A 14,799-nucleotide genomic window follows, 5' to 3' on the forward strand; every position below is an offset into this window, starting at 1 on the left:
TGGCGGCAGATGCTGCGCCTGACCGGAGTGAATCGGGCAATTCCCGCATGATGCCCGAGGAGCGCATCTCTGCCTTGACGGATGGCCTCCACAAGATCCTGGAAAAGGCAGTTGAATCTCCGTCGCAGTGGCAAGTGCTGTTGGACGCTTCGGCAACGTTGTGGCGCTATTCGGGCGGCAATGTTGCCCTGCTCATGATGCAGATGGCCCAGCGAGGAACCGAAGAGCCCTCGCTGGTGGCCGGGTACAAGGAATGGGCTCGCCACGGCCGTACGGTGCTGCGGGGTGAGCATGCGCTCTGGGTGATAGCTCCCCGCACAGCCCGACTCCAGCAGGTCACGCTTCCTGACGGGACCCGGCAGCGCATCCCAGCGGGTGAGCATGTGCCCGATGGCGCCGTCGACGATGGACAGAAGACGGTCATCACAGGCTGGCGCGGCCAAGCGGTCTTTGACGTCTCACAAACGCAGGGCACACCGCTGCTCGTTCCCCGCGGCGGTGCCGAGCCTGAAGTGGACGTGGCTGAACTCTGCGGATCTCTTGCCATGGTGGCGGGCAGCCATGGCTTCAATGTCGATGTGACAGACGCCCAGTATGGGCTTACGAGCGGCTTTACGGATTTCACCCACCGGCGGGTACAGGTCGGCGCCTGGCTCAGCCCAGAAGAACGTGCGGCCGTCCTTGCGCACGAACTTGGACATGTGCTGCTTCATGGTCCCGACGATGCGGTCGGCCGGCTGTATGGGAGCAGCGCAGATCATCGCGGACTGGCTGAGGTGGAGGCCGAATCCGTGGCTTATACGGTCCTGAAGGCCCACGGGATCGACCGCGGACCTCAGTCCGCGACGTATCTCGCCGGTTGGGCCGACGCCGTCATCGATGCGGAGAAAGACGCGATGGCTCACGACGCCGGCAGTCGGCTCCCGGCGTCCCGCGCGGATATTGCGAAGTCAGTACTCGGACGGGTCACTGCTGCCAGCAAAGGAATTCTCGAAATTACACACCCGCCTGGATTCGGCGGCAAGATCACCGCTTTCGACGCGGACCCACGGTTGAGGCCGGCGGCGTCCTATGCGGGCGTGGATGCGCCTTTGCGCTCAGTCGACGGACCATCAATGGCCGGGCCGTAAGCAAAGCCGGAAGACAAGTTGTCCGGCGGGAGAGTCCCGCCGGCTTTGGAAAGGACAAAAACCATGGGCACCAAAATCCCGATCACCATCGCCGGCAACCTGGTTGCGGATCCCGAACTCAGCATCGGCGAAAGCGGAGTGGCTCACGCTAAGCTCCGGGTCGCCGTCAACCAGCGAATCCAGGGCGCGGACGGCACTTGGCAGGACGGAGAACCCGTCTTCCACAATGTATCTGCATTCCGTGTGCTGGCCGAGAACTCGGCGAGTTCACTGCGAAAGGGCGACCCGATAACCGTGGCGGGCGAGCTCGAATTCCGCTCATACGAGAAGGACGGCGAACGCCGCGAAGCCCGGCGCATTGTCGCCGACACCATCGGACCGGATCTCCGCTTCGGCACCGCGGTGTACCAGCGCATGTCGCATGCGCCGGTGGCAGCGTCGGATGCTGACGTGCATGCAGGTGTCGAGGCGCCCGTCGCGGCAGAGGCGGCTATTCCGGCGTACAACGTCAGTTCGAAGAGCCCAGTGGTGGTGCCCCCTTTCGGGGCCAAGCTTGGGAATGAAATGAGTTTTTGAGAGCCGTAGGGACCGTCCGCGTGGCGGGCGTGAGGCGTTGCCTAAGCGGGTTGGCGAGCAAGCCAGCTCGCTTTCCCGTGTGGTTGGCGCCGGACTGCTTGCCACTTCGCTTGGGAAGTTCAGGCTAGCAGCACGACTGTCGTCGTCGCTGGGGTACGTGCACGCAAACTCCACCGAGGAGGGGATGTGTTCTAAAAAGCGTGCGCTTCAACGCCGAGGGGTACTTGATCTGTCGCCAACGATTGCCGAGGCGCCAAACTAGGCGTTCGCATGAGTCCGTGTGAGTTCTGTGAGTTTGCCTCCCAAGCGTCGGGGCGCCTCTCCCTGAGCGAATCGGGTGCGCCGCGACTTCGGCTGCTCGGTGCCCATAGTGCAAGGTGAATTTGGTGAATCTGGGATGAGACTGTCCGTTGAAATTTAGTTGATGTAGGCACGTTCAGCGGGACATAACGACGCATTCGCGTCGGCGTCGGAGATGATGGACAGCAACAGCAGCAATCGGGGCGCAGAAACGGGGACAGTTGTGGCAACGTACGAGGTCGGAGAATTCTCTTTCAACAAAAAGGGTGAGGTCCGTGAGCTCTTTAAGTCCGTTCTGGAGGAGCTGGATGCTGGCGAAAAGGTCACAGACTCGTTTGTGTCTGCTCTGCTCACTGCCATGGCCAGGGAGCATCCAGCGGCAGCCGACAAAATCGGCGAGGGGATTGAGTGCTGGGTTGTTGCCTCGAATAAAGATCTCGGATACACGTCGAAGGGTTTCCGCGCCAAGCAACGGGGGCGGGAGGAGCTGGTCGTTTTTAGCTACAACGACGTCCTAAGCCCGCCGAAGCGACTGACGTTGGTAGCAGAGGCCCTGACTCAGGAGGCACTGGAGATCACCCGCCAATTCCGCACGGATGCCTTCGCGACCGGTCCAGTGCAGTGTGCGTTGACCGGCAAGGAAATCCCAGAGAAGACCATGGCCGATGCGGTCCACCTGAATCCGCCGAGAGCGCAGCTGCACCGGGCGTTCCTTGCGTCCGAAGGACTCACATACGATGCAGTGGGACTGACGAAGCATCCAACTCAATCCGGATACCGACTGGCGGATCGTGACCTTGCCAACAGGTGGAAGAAGTTCCAGACTGAACACCTGGATGGGTTGGCGATTGTGCTGCGTCGCGAGCGTTAGCACTAGCTAAAGCTCGTTCATTCCGCCAGTTGCCTGTCGTCGAAGGGTTCCGCTGCGGCCAAAGCGAAATCCGCACTGCCAAGCGCCGCCGCGATCCCGCTTTCGAGCGGCTCGTAGCTCCCCACGGAAAGCGTCCTGGGCGCCGAAGAGTCGAGGACGAACACCAGCGGCACCGTGAACGGCATATGGAGGATTCTCGGCCGGCCGAGGGCCCGGGCCAACTGCCCAACATCGGCGGCTCGTCGGTACTGATCCGGACGAGGCCAGTAAGAGGAACAATTTCGACGACTTCCGAGGTACCTCGCGCAGTCGCAACTCCACCTCCGGCGATGTCCAGCAGCAAGAGGCCCCGCTGACCGACGGTGAGATTGACGGCCACCAGGAAGCGGCCGTCGGCAGGGACCTCTGCGTCGTCCAGGGCCAGCATGCACTTGCGCACAGCCGCCTGGCCTTGGTGCCGTGGGAGACCGTGATAGGCGCGGAGCCGATGACGTTCTCGGAGGTGCACTCTTCGACGAGCCTGGCGATGATGTACTGCTCGGCCGCCTTCGCGAGGGCCTTGCCCTTGCCGTCCGTGTACGGGGTGAGCGGGCCGGCAGCCTTGGGGCTAGTCGATGTTGTCGATGCGCTGGGCGACGGACTTTTCCTGATTGATCAGGACCTTCACCGTGGTGGAGGCGAGCTCTTCCGGAGTCAACCGGCGGCTGGCGGCGTAATCATTCTGTAGCCTTAGCAGGAGCCAAGTGACCGATGATCTGGGGAAAAAATGCGCGCGGGAGAAACAGAAGACATCGGGACTGCCGGACAGTCAGCAGTCAAGTCTCAATTCGAGAAGCTCCGCTGGGGTGCCAACCCTAACCCTGATCACGATCTCGGGACGGACCTTTGGCTTCAGCCACGCGACGAACGACGGTTTGACCTCAACACAGTCGCAGGGGCTCAGGTCAAGACCAGCAAAACTAAAGGTCTTGATACCAAATACTTCACGAGACCAAGCAAAGACGATGACGGGAATCTCAATGGCTGGTGGTACTACGAGGCCGCGAATGACCACTTCGACTACTGGACGAAACACACCGCTCCCCATTTCCTGATTCTTCATGATCTTGAGACGGGGGAATCGTACTGGGTGCATTTGACCCAAGAGAGGTTGCAACGTACCGGTGTCGGCACGAAAATCCTGGTCCCCGTTCATCAGCTTGTTGACGGAGCTCACAACCGGGAACTGATCGAAGCCGCTACCAGCGGAAGGCCACCTATCCCATGGGAGGGGAGCGCGTGGAGTGGCGCGAAAGCCCTTGCTGCCGGGGATCGTCTCAGACACGCACTCATAGTGCCGAGGCTAGTGGCGCCACACCGTAATGACCGCCCGGAAGTCTTCGAGCCGGAGCAGGCGGTGGCTGCCCTTGTGCTCCTCAGACAGGCAGATCTTGAGGACAGGGTGCTTGACGCCGAGGGGAGGGGCAAATCAAAGCTGTGGAGCTGGAGGTTCGTCACCGCCCTCGAAACATACTTGGAGACCAGCGACCCTGACGCGTTCAAAGATGTGTTGGAGTCGGCGAAAAAGGCTTCTGACAAGGTAGCCGTCATCTGCACCTGGGCCGCCGCTCACCTGGAACGCGCAGAAGCCTCCAATGCCCTCGCCTTGCTGGACAGTGCTATCGATGAAGACGACGCCTCACCGGAAGACCATGTGTGGCTGCTGGTCCAACGTGCAAGGTGCTTGAACGAACTGGGCCGGCGAGACGAAGCCAAAAAGGTTGCGCTGGAAGCACTCTCGGAGCGCACTTCTGCGCCCGATGACCCCACCATAACGGCTCTGTGCGGAGCAGCTTCCTGGATCGTCTTCTCGTCCTCGCCTTTTGGCGATAGGAGCATTGCGGATTTCATATCAGGAAGCGACAACATCGCTTCCTGATGGAGGACACAGGTCACGGCATGGGGGCTATCCGCAAACTTCGAGGAGCACTTTCAAATCTGGTCCCGAGACTCAACTCGCAGGATTGGGTTCGAGGACTCGGCTCGGAATAACTTGCGTGCCAGTTCGCTCATCGCTGGTCTGATAGGCGACCAGGGAAGCTGGACCCAGTCATATGCCAAGCTCGCGAAGCTTCAGCTGATGCGCACGAGCGATGAAACCGACGTATCTGAAGTCGCCCAATCGCTGACGATGCTTTGCTGGGCAGGGGACAAGGAAGCCATCAAGGATGCAGTAGATCGGGTCGTCCTTGAAGGGCCTGCGGAAGCGGCCCGGTCAGCCAGTGAGGCTGTGAATCTGGAGCAATCGACCAGGACGACCTTGGGGTCCAACATGGCTTTGCTCAAAGCAGCCGGAGACGTCCTGACGCCTGAGACCGCGGATTCGACCGCCCGTTGGTGCATAAAGCTTCTTTCGGATTTGCCGACCTTCTATGAGTTGTACTCACCCGGATTCCATGCCCCCATCGAGCTCCTTAGACTCCTGACTCCAATGGTGCCGGCGCTTAGTGATGACGGAACGACTGAACTCCTGGAGTGGCTTCAGGCATTGCCGGAGCAGCCGGATCAATTCATTGCCCAGACTTACGGCTCAGTTTTCCGCGCTGTTGTCGACAGGGTCTGGGGGAAAGTAGACATCGAAAAGCTGGTTTTGCGGCCAGCTGGCGACCACTCAGCCCTCACCCAGACCATAGACAGATTTCGTGCACGGTCGGATGTTAACTACCGCACAAGCCTCCTGGAGGACATCGCGAAGGGTGATCACGCCGCTCTGCTCAAGTTCGGAGACGTCGAGTCACTCACCGAGCCTGCAGTCCGGGGCATGCTCGATACTCTGTCCGAGGAGGTCCGCAACATCACTGCTCTGGCCGGCAGGCTGTCATACAACGATGGTGGAGCCTCCGTCCGCACTTTGGTTCTACTCAACGTCTGGCACGCCGATTATGCCCGATGGGAACCATTCTTGGAGTTCCTCGAAGAGCCCCGGGCCTCCAAGGACGATCTCGTGGGCTGTTTGTCCGTGCTAGGGCGTACACCACTCAAGATCACGGCTGACAGCGAACGGCTCGCCGCGTCCCTCCGTCGCCTCATGACGGAAAAAGGCGGGGACGGCAAATGGCTCTTCGGAGAGTGGGCGGACGTTCGTGGTTTGGCCGCCGAAGCCCTGCTTGCGGTTGATCCAGCTTCAGTGACTGAAGAGGACGTATGGGCTCTCATGCGCGGCAGCTCCGGGCAGCAGCACTCCGCCGCGCGCATCGTCGCTCGCCGAGAAAGGGCCGAGGAATTTGGGCTGCTTGTAGCGCTATCCGCATCTGACGATACGAGCGTCCGGGCTATTGTGGCGAACAGACTTGCCGGCTGGGTGTCCCGTGGCATCGCCGGTGCCCGGGCCTCCGCATTGCTGAGCACTATGCTCGACAACCGCGGGACCGAGCTGCCGCGAGCCGTGGTCGCGCATGCTCAAGAGGCCCAGGAGGATGACGGCATGGTACAGATCATTGAGCGATACAAGAGCCACGTCTCGGCAACGGTGCGGAATGCGATTCGCGCTATCCAGGAGCGGTCCGAACGGGAAATGAGCTAGCGCTGGCGGCCCTATTTGGGTACAAATCCTGGCGGGCGTTTGCCCCAGCGAACACGCCTGAGCGCTTCCGGCGTCTGGTGGTAGTTGAAGTGTCCCTTTAGGAACGTCATGCGGCGCATGCCAATCTTGATACAAGTTACCGCGGAGACCCTGACTGTCCACAGGACGATCCTTTAGCCTTGGCCACCCGGTGCACGCTTTTTAGAATGCGTCCACGACGCCGTCACAAGACTGTGCACGCTGCCGCTCCTGGCCCGTGACACCATTTCAAGTGCGTTTGTCGTGAGAACGGTGGCCTCCTGCATAGACGTGGTGGTCCACTGCAGCCGCCAGAAGAGGCCATGGATTTGAGCTGGTGCCTCAGTGAAACCCGGGCCGGAAAGCCGCTCGTCGTAGGGTTGCAGGGTTTCTACTCACGCACCGACCTGGGACCACTGGTGCGGTTCTTTGACGGGCTCATCGTTGAGGTGGAGCGGGTGCAATGGTCACCATTACAGGACCGGGCCCGAGGCGGCTTCGCCTGTGGATAACCCTGTGGATTAGACGTGTGGTATGGGGCCTTTGGCCCTCAAATTACAAACCTGTCATTTAGCGGCTAGGGAAACGACCTCAGCGGCGTTAGAGTCTTTAAATGTAAGTAGCCGCCCCGAAGCTTGGACACGGAGGGGCGGCCACTGACGACGTAACTAACCTTCTAGGGCTAGGTGTCGTCTGGGCCTTATCGTATGCACTCGCCGCGGCGGGCGCAATACGACAGGCTCAGAGGGCGCCGGAGAGCAGCAAAAAATGGCAAAAAAATATCGCCGTAACAACCGCAACCGTCAGAACGAGAACGCCTCAGCCGCGTCGGTCGTCGTCACCATGGCACCGCTCGTGTACCTCGTTACCTACGCGATCCTTTACAGTCTGAGGTAAGCCAGAGAAACGGAAGGACCCTCCTCCAGGGCGCCGGAGAGGGTCCTTCTCGCTGTACCGCTGAGAGCGCGTCGCTCAGCCCACAAAGGGCTTGGAAAGCACGTTCACCAGAATTCCGAGGGCGATGGTCCCCAGGGAGCCCCCCAGTACCGTTATGACGGCTCGCCCTGGGTGCTGCTTACCCAGGGGCACTATTTGGAACGCAGGTATGGCCTTTTGTGTAAAGTGCATGGCCCAGTAGGCGAGGCCGGGGAGTCCTATAAGGAAGACCAAGCCGACATTTGTCGATCCTGCGGACGTAAACTTCCCGCCTTCACTTGGATAAAATCCGAGCCCATCGCCCAGGAACCACAGTGCGATCCCGCCACTCAGAAGGTACAAGGGGTAGAGAAAGTAGCCGGAACGGATAAACCGCCAACGCGGCATTTGCTTGGCCACCTCGTCCGCGATCTCTGAAAACCCTGCGATGCACCACTTCGCGTCGTTGGATGACAGACGGGCATACAGACCGTTGGAACGTCCGGCGCGGAGAGTAATGGAATGGTTCCGTATACGACCGCTGGGCGCTACGAATTCCGCTGACTCCAGGTGGCGTCCGTCGAGGTAGTCAGTGAGTTCCGCTGAAGTGCCGATCACCGTTCGCCGTTCGTTCTCATTTCCCGTAAGGGAGAGTTCTACGCGGCCTGCCTGAGAGGCCTCAGCCTCCGCCTCTTCCACCTTCTTCTTCTCGTCCTCAATGTCTGAGTCCAATGTGTCAATGCGTGCTGCCTGGTGCGCGGCGGCCTCGGGGTAATTCAGAAGCGGGGTTGCAATCACTTCGCGCTTGCTTGCTTCGCTCATGGCGAGCATAGTGCGGGCGTGCTTGGTTTCCGCTACAACATGCTCCGGGATGAGGGGCTCATACTGTTTTTCGACGAGCCGAAGCAAACGCTGAAAATCAGCCGGGGAACCAACCCACATGGGCCACTGCTTGCTTTTCATAACGGATTCGGGGAGAGAGACCATAGATGACAGAATATCCGGCGCAGAGGAGGCCTGGGGGTCCGCCACGGTGGCAATGGAGGCGCTGCTAGGCTTCGGCCATGGGGATCATTCAGAAAATACTCGACCGACTCCGTGGCGATGCAACGGCCCAGGTGGAGGCGTCGACCCGAGTCGAAGTTGCCGAACATGACCCGACGCCGCGGGTAGTTGTAGCGGCTCAGTTTGCTCCCGACGATCGAGGGGGCGCCGAGGCACCAGTGGCGGAGGAGGTTCCGGCGCATGACAGCGGCGAACGCTTCAGCGCTTTGCCGGCGCAGGAGGTTCCGGCGCAGGACAGCAGCGAACGCTCCAGCGGTGTCAAGAGGGTGGTGCTAGCGGAGGAAGGTTTGTCCGTTCTCGACTTGCGAGAGGTGCCGTCGATTCGTGTGCGAATAGTCGGAACGGGCTACTGGGTGACGACGTCGGGCCTGAACAAGCATGGCGGACACGAGTACCTGCTCGTGCGGGAACCGAAGAACAAATGGGATGCTAACGCGGTGGCCGTTTACGGGAAGGGCCGAAAGGTGGGTTATGTGTCGGCGGGGAAGGCGGCCGCCTTGGCGCTGATCCTGGACCCGCTCGGATTCGACGCCTACAGGATTGGTGGAGCGCCGGTCACGGACAACTCCAGCCGCATCTGGGCAGACGTGCCGACAATTCCGAAGCTTAGGTCATTCGCCTTGAGCCTGGACGAGGGACGCGGCTAGTGTACGCGGAGCAAGTGATCTGCAAAGGATGTGGGACGCAGTTTGAGGCCCACCTGAAGAGCAGAGTTTACTGCTCTAATGCTTGCCGCTTCTTGTGGCAGTTAGCGGCGTGGGCAGCCGGCAAGTGTCTTCTCTGCAAGAGCGTCTACTGGGATGATCCCTACGAGCCGGGGACGCAGTCGGAGTTCGTCAAAGGGCACGAGGCGTGCAGAAAGGCAGTGCTAGACCGCGACGGGCGACCTGATGACTGCCTGTGCCGGGGATGCAAGATGCGTAAGGGAATTACGACGGCACGCCCGGTCCCGCCGTCGGTACGCCGACGCGGGCTGAGAACTTATTCCAGGCATAGGGAGCATGTTCTCGATCGGGACAAATACATTTGCCAGATTTGCTGGCTTCCGACTGATCCCAGCGCCAAACAAACCGACGACCGATACCCAACCATCGACCACATTTTGTCCGTTGCCTATGGTGGAGATGATGAGCCTGACAACCTGAGAACTGCTCACTTGTGGTGCAACGTTATGGTCGGCAATGCAGGCCTTGTTAATGACGAACTCGTCCGGACCGGCGCCCGAAAGAGGTTCAGCTAGCGTCTCTCTATTAATTTTGGCAGTCCGGGACTCCCCTCGTTGCATGAAAGATTGGTCGACCAAGGAACTCTTCGAGGGTGAGGATTTCTTCCTCGTCCCAGAGGATGCAGCCGTTTTGCCGTCATACCGGAGCCGGACGGCGCGGGAGGAACTACCGTGTTCGCCGACGGCTCGTTTGTTAAAGACTGGACGCCATATCCTGCCCATGTATCCAGTGTGCTTTACTAACTGGGGCCTCACCCCTGAGCGCGAGGAAAACAAATGACGGCTCAGGCCATTCGCGCGCTCTGAGGGTCGGGCTCCAGCCTTGATCAAGCCTCGCTGCCAGGTGCCCAGGCCAAGGAATTTGAAGCCCGTATGTAATAAGTCGCCGGCCATGGTGCCCCAGGCATCACTTGTGCCGGGTCCGGTGAGATAAGTAGAACCGATCCGGGCCAGATTGGCTCCGACAGGGCTTCGATCCAGGCGCGCTGAACGTGGTCGAAGCGGTTCCACCTGATGGTGATCCATGACCCTGTGGGTTCAAGGGCATCGACGCTCACGACTGTGAGTTCTGCCGTCGTGCCACTGCTCCGCTTCATGTCATTGAAGCGATCCCACTGTTCGATAGCGCCAGCCAGCCATGAGCGCCGCCGGCGAGCTCGGACCAGCCAGACCGCCCCGGCGGCTGCGGCCGCGAGGAGCGCCATGGAAGCGGTTAGCAGCAATGACAAGTTGGCTGGCCCACTGGCGGCCGCCCAGACGAGATAAACGAAACACATAGCGATCGCCACGCTGCTCAGAATCAAAGCAGGCGTTGCAAGCTTCGGCTTCAGGACTGGGTTCGTATCCATGGATTACCTTCCCGACCAGTCTAGAGTTGCCAGCCGACATTGATAAGGCGGTCTTCCCAAGTCTTCGGGTCATCAGTCCACGTCGGAGAGTCCACAGGGCCGGGGGAGGAGACACCTGCTTGCTCAACGAGTCGATCGATATTTACACGCTGCTCCCTTTGCTCCCACTCGTAGTCTGCAGGAACTGGCCCAAGAGCCAGAGGCGAATCGCCAGTGCCCCACCGGTCCCTGTAGATGGCAATTCGGCGAAGCACACTAGTTGCCTCCTCTTGGGTGACGAACGGCCCCAAGAGCTCAAGGAGGTTCCGTTTCCATTCGGTGTCGCTCACCATCGCGGCCACGGTGACGTGGTCCGTCCTGCGCTGCATCTGCTCCCGCACCTGGGTGATCATGTTGGCAAGGTCGGGACGAACGGTGCGGAGTTCCTCGGTCAAGGGATCAATTCCGCCCGCGGGCATCGCGGACAGGAACTGCCGGAGCCGGGAGTGGACGACTGCCGCAGTGTCTCGAATGGATGCGCTTGGTTCCAGGGCGGTAGAGACAACACGCAGAGTGCTCGGGCGGCTGACTCCAACCGATCTGCGCCACGCAGCGACAGCTGCACCCCACGATGGCGATTGCTGAAGCTCCGAGGCCTTGCTTGGTGAGTGCGCCTCAAGGAACTCCCTCAGATCCTCCGCCGCCGCCAGTTGTGCGAGGTAATCGTACTCAGCACTGAGGCGCTCCAAGCTGTCCGCTTTCGACCGCTCGGCATCACGGACTTCGTGAGCCGTCCGCTCGGCGCCTTCGGCGGCAAGGACCTCGCCCAGGATCTGGCGCCACGAGGCCTGCATGGAGGGATCCATGGGCTCGTCATCCAAGGGATCATTCTCGCTAACATACGCGTGGTTCCCTGCGCGTCCCCGCGTCATGCTCACATACAACAGCTCACGCGTCAGCCTCCCTTGTGTCACGACGCTGTGGCCGGTGTCCACGGTGATGCCCTGCGAGCGGTGGGCCGTCGTCGCATAACCTAGCTCAACGGAAGCCTCAACGTAGTCACGGCTCAAACTAATCGTTGCGCCGGTGTCCCGGCGAACCGCGGTCAGCGCGCCGTTGCGCCTGCCAGTACGGACGACGTCGAGCATGGTTCCGTTCCGGATGAAGTCACCACTGCTGTCGGTTATGGCCCGGTCATTCCGGCGGGCAATGACAGTGTCGCCAGTGCCGGCATGGACTCCGTCGCTGAGCGGTACCGAGTCTTCTGTATCCACGGCGCCCTGGACCACGCGATCGGCTTGGGCGCGCTGGTTGAGCATGCCAACCGTGTCATTGTCCGCTGCGATGAGAATGGACGATTTGCCGGCGAGTATGTCGGTCTGCCATCTGAGGTACGCCTGGTCGACCATGTCGAGGTGCACCCCGTGTTGAATACGCCCGTGGCTGTCGTAGTCAGCAATGGCATCGAAGTCCCCGGCGCGAAGCTTCAACGAGGCGTCTTGCTCCCAAGCCTCCTTGAACCGCCAAATCGTGCTCAGCCGCACCGTCTTGCCTTGCCGGTCCAGCCAACCGAGGACACCGCCGGCGTCGATGGCGTCCAACTGCCCAGGGTCTCCCACCAGGAGCACCTTTGCCCCGGCATCCCGCGCCTGCTGTATCAGTGCCGACAGTTGCAGGGTGGACACCATGGAGGCCTCGTCGACGATGACCAGCTGGTTGGGGTGAAAACGCCACCTGTCCTGTTCGGCGGCAAGCCAGGTGGCTTTCTGGGCGAGGAGAGTGGCGTACGGTCCCATGGCGGCCCACTGGTTGGTGAGCCGTTGCTCGGTTTCGAAGAACTGGGCAGCCCGGTTGCCGGCGCCCTGACCGACAGATTCGTACAGCCACTTGGCGACATTCTCCGTGGTCAGTGCAAGCTCCCGCCCAAGGACCTCGGCGCTCGCCGCCGCGGGCGCCAATCCAACCACGGTACCGGCGCCAAAAGCTGCTTCCCAGGCAGCCTTGACCACGCCGAGGGTGGTCGTCTTGCCGGTTCCGGCAGGACCGACGACGGCGTCGAGCCGGTTGCCGCTGAGTAGGACGTTGGCTGCCGCCGCGCGTTGATCGCTGTGCAGATCGAGCCGACCACCGTGTTTGTAGCTCGCCAGTGACTCCATGGCGACGGCGGCGCTCACCGCTGGGCCGCCGTCGTCGTTCCTTGCTCCCAAAACGACGTCCTCATTGGCGAGGGTGGCAGCGTCCGTGTAGAGGCGGGCGCCATGGAAGTCGAAGATGCTGTGGTCTGCGAAGCGGAGATCGGCTTGGGCGTCCGCAGGGAGCGTGTACCGGTACTCATTGAGTTGGACGGACTGGGCTTCGGCAGCGGTGGCTACGATGTCAATCATGGTGTGACGATCCGCCGATGTGTGGCAGCGGATTTCTGCGCAGACACGTTCGGCTTCCGCGATGAGGTTCCACCGGTTCCAGGTGGCGCGCTTCGTGGCGACGCGCTCGCGGGTCAGGGACCCTACGGCGTCCACCCAGTCTGGGGTGAAGTCAGCGGTGCGGAGGGGCGCTGTCCGGGAGCGCCGGATTGCGTTGGCTAGCACATCTCGGGGCTCGAAGCCCTTGGCGGATGCCCGTGCGCGCCACTGGGCGGAAAGCTGATGGAGAGGGATGGCTGTCTCTGGTTTGGCAGTCCGGGTGGAAAGTGTGGCTTGCTGTCGGAGCTTGATGGTGGTCGTCGCCGTTGGGGGAGTGCCGTGACTGGCGGTCCATTCGGCCACGAGCCGATCTGTTTCGAGATCGATCAGACGCGAGCGGTTGGAGAATTCGCGGATCAGCGCATCGTCGACGCCGGTCAGTTGCTGGCTGGGGTTGTGCGTGTTCGCGGCCGGCATGCGGATGTCCGTGTCGGTGCCGAGGTTCCGGTGGAGGGAGTCGAAGAGGAGACCGTTGTAGTGCTCACTGGCAGCCACCGCCGCCTTGTACAGAGTCCGCGAGTCGAGCGTGACCCATGCGCCGTCCGTGATGCGCTGGACGCGGTTGGCGATGACCATGTGCGTATGGAGCTGCGGATCCCCGGCCCGCGACTCCCAGTGGTCGAAGGCAGCAGCGATAGCTCCGCGTGTGCCGAGGTGGGCGACACCGTTGCGGCCGGCCCTCGTGTGGATGACGCAAGTTTCGAGCCATTGCAGGGTGGCGTTGACCGCCTGGTGGTGGGTCTCGAGGATTTGGTCTTGGAGCGTGCGGGGGCTCAGCGCCCAGAGGACGGAGACGGATTTGGGGACGCTGAAAGTCAGGTCAAATCCGACGACGGCGTGCCGCGTCTCTGCGCGGCCCTGGCTGTTCTGGACAACGGTGGGTTGTCCGTGGGGACGTCCCAGGAGAGCGCCGGTGTCCGGGTGGGTGGCGTGGTCGAAGATGGCCTTGGCGTCCCGTTCCGTGACGACGTCTCCGGCAGTCCGGTTGATGCCTTGCAGACCGGAGCCGAGCCAACGGCCCTGCGGCGTACCGGCTTTCCTGTAATAGCTGGTGGCATCCGCGGGCGTGATTGTTATGTCATCCATCATGGTGGTCTTGAACAGATACTTCAGGCCGGACTGGGCGGAGAGCCTGGCGATCGACATCGTCATTGGCTGTCGGCTCCTGTGTTCCGTTTGGTGGCCGTCCAGCCACGGCGGCGGAAGAGTGCCTTTGTGCTGTCGTGGAGCTCGACCCCGGTGGCCTGGGAGACGGCCAGGAGCCTGCCCGCGAGGTGGACCAGATCACGGGTATCCGTCTGCTGAATGGATTGGAGTCGTGCCAAGTCGGCACGGAGGTTCCGGATTGACTCTTGCTGCTCGGCGTTCTCGGCTTCCAGCCGGTCGATGTCTACAGCTTGAGCCCGGAGTTGGTTGCAGAGGGAATCTTGGCCAGTTCGGCTGGTGGCCAGATCAGCAGCTAGCTGTATCGACGCCTTGCGGCGGGTCTCCAGTGCGCCGAGCTTTGTATCGAACCCCCGGCGACGAACTGGGGCGGCGGGAGTCTGGCTCGCTACGGCACCTGCGTGCCGCCGTCGTCGATCGCGTTGTCTGTTGGCGCAGCGCGTGGAACAGAATCGCTGCGACGTGCGCGACGGCGCGAAGCTCTCGCCACATTCCCCGCAAATCTTCCCGCTCACGCTGGTTCATCCTTGAGCGCTCCGGTTACGACATGACTTGCCGTGAGTCCGCACTCACGGCGGATGCCTTGGATGCCAGAGGTGTGAGGAGGTGAAGTTGGAGGGGTGACGTTAGCGGCGGGGAGACGAACGGCCGTCGCCGACGGACGTTCGAGAGTCATCGATGGAG

11 protein-coding genes and 2 pseudogenes are annotated in these 14,799 nt (G+C 61.5%); 9 read left to right on the forward strand and 4 right to left on the reverse strand.

All coding sequences use genetic code 11. From position 1 onward, the window contains the following. Positions 1-47 precede the first annotated feature (47 nt). The 3 genes from PV761_RS06045 (at position 48) to PV761_RS06055 (ending at position 2,877) form a co-directional block, all read left to right on the forward strand. Positions 48-1,130: an ImmA/IrrE family metallo-endopeptidase gene (locus PV761_RS06045; protein ID WP_347895151.1), complete on the forward strand. Its 1,083-nt coding sequence runs from the start codon at positions 48-50 to the stop codon at positions 1,128-1,130. Positions 1,131-1,193: 63 nt separating this feature from the next. After that, a complete protein-coding gene (locus PV761_RS06050) occupies positions 1,194-1,706 on the forward strand; it encodes a single-stranded DNA-binding protein (RefSeq protein WP_347895153.1) in 513 nt (170 codons plus the stop codon). Between the two features lie 475 nt (positions 1,707-2,181). Beyond that, on the forward strand, positions 2,182-2,877 hold the full coding sequence (locus PV761_RS06055; RefSeq protein WP_347895155.1) for a hypothetical protein: 696 nt from the start codon (positions 2,182-2,184) through the stop codon (positions 2,875-2,877). Between the two features lie 17 nt (positions 2,878-2,894). Here PV761_RS06055 and PV761_RS06060 read toward each other — a convergent pair whose 3' ends face one another. Then, complete coding sequence (locus PV761_RS06060; RefSeq protein ID WP_347895157.1) at positions 2,895-3,062, reverse strand: hypothetical protein; 168 nt, start codon at positions 3,060-3,062, stop codon at positions 2,895-2,897. 581 nt (positions 3,063-3,643) lie between these two features. Between PV761_RS06060 and PV761_RS06065 the strand changes: the two genes are divergently transcribed. The 5 genes and pseudogenes from PV761_RS06065 to PV761_RS06085 all read left to right on the forward strand — a co-directional run bounded on the left by PV761_RS06065 (position 3,644) and on the right by PV761_RS06085 (position 7,354). Then, positions 3,644-4,795, forward strand: a complete 1,152-nt coding sequence (locus PV761_RS06065) for a DUF4365 domain-containing protein (RefSeq protein WP_347895159.1) — start codon at positions 3,644-3,646, stop codon at positions 4,793-4,795. A gap of 201 nt (positions 4,796-4,996) precedes the next feature. Next, positions 4,997-6,439, forward strand: a complete 1,443-nt coding sequence (locus PV761_RS06070) for a hypothetical protein (RefSeq protein ID WP_347895161.1) — start codon at positions 4,997-4,999, stop codon at positions 6,437-6,439. Positions 6,440-6,652: 213 nt separating this feature from the next. Then, a pseudogene (locus tag PV761_RS06075) lies at positions 6,653-6,769 on the forward strand (CpaF family protein); the annotation flags it as partial. A gap of 29 nt (positions 6,770-6,798) precedes the next feature. Next, positions 6,799-6,912 (forward strand): annotated as a pseudogene (locus tag PV761_RS06080) (type II secretion system protein F); the annotation flags it as partial. Positions 6,913-7,225: 313 nt separating this feature from the next. Next, the gene (locus tag PV761_RS06085; RefSeq protein WP_347895163.1) at positions 7,226-7,354 is read left to right on the forward strand and encodes a hypothetical protein; all 129 of its coding nucleotides are present in this window, start codon (positions 7,226-7,228) and stop codon (positions 7,352-7,354) included. A 75-nt stretch (positions 7,355-7,429) separates the two neighbouring features. Here PV761_RS06085 and PV761_RS06090 read toward each other — a convergent pair whose 3' ends face one another. Further along, on the reverse strand, positions 7,430-8,194 hold the full coding sequence (locus PV761_RS06090) for a hypothetical protein (protein ID WP_347895165.1): 765 nt from the start codon (positions 8,192-8,194) through the stop codon (positions 7,430-7,432). A gap of 242 nt (positions 8,195-8,436) precedes the next feature. On the opposite strand from PV761_RS06090, the gene PV761_RS06095 reads away from it, so the two are divergent. Then, entirely contained in the window at positions 8,437-9,084 is a 648-nt protein-coding gene (locus PV761_RS06095; protein WP_347895167.1) for an HIRAN domain-containing protein, read from the forward strand. A gap of 904 nt (positions 9,085-9,988) precedes the next feature. Here PV761_RS06095 and PV761_RS06100 read toward each other — a convergent pair. Further along, positions 9,989-10,510: a hypothetical protein gene (locus PV761_RS06100; RefSeq protein WP_347895173.1), complete on the reverse strand. Its 522-nt coding sequence runs from the start codon at positions 10,508-10,510 to the stop codon at positions 9,989-9,991. A 20-nt stretch (positions 10,511-10,530) separates the two neighbouring features. Continuing rightward, a complete protein-coding gene (mobF, locus tag PV761_RS06105) occupies positions 10,531-14,103 on the reverse strand; it encodes a MobF family relaxase (protein ID WP_347895175.1) in 3,573 nt (1,190 codons plus the stop codon). Positions 14,104-14,799: the final 696 nt, after the last annotated feature.

The organism is Arthrobacter sp. CC3 (genome assembly GCF_039907775.1).
Lineage (GTDB): Bacteria > Actinomycetota > Actinomycetes > Actinomycetales > Micrococcaceae > Arthrobacter.